This is a genomic window from Gilvimarinus sp. 1_MG-2023, assembly GCF_030548285.1.
This window is the reverse complement of sequence record NZ_JAUOSC010000967.1, coordinates 1-274: the sequence shown is the minus strand read 5'-3', so window position 1 is coordinate 274 and position 274 is coordinate 1. Positions and strand designations below refer to the sequence as shown.

Annotated in this window: 1 protein-coding gene; it reads left to right on the top strand. The window is 56.9% G+C overall.

Translation table 11 applies throughout. The annotated features are described in order from the left end of the window. Positions 1-274: alpha/beta hydrolase family protein (locus Q4563_RS19750; protein WP_442903814.1), on the top strand; the 274-nt coding region annotated here is incomplete at both ends.

The window sequence follows — 274 nt, the reverse complement described above, 5'->3', positions numbered from 1 at the left end:
CCTGCTGTACGGTGCCAGTGGCTATACCTACGAACTGCAAGACTGGGTTGAGTTACTGAATCAACGGGGTATCGGCACCTTTATGGTCGACAGTACCAACGGCCGGATTGAATCCACCAGCAGTCTGCGGCGGATGGCACTGATTCGGGATGCCTACGCGGCGCTGGCACAGCTGGCAAAATATCCGGGTATTGACCCCAAACGTATCGGACTGATTGGCTTTACGCAGTCCGGGCAGGCGACCCTGTACGCAGGCATGGAACGGATGCAATCC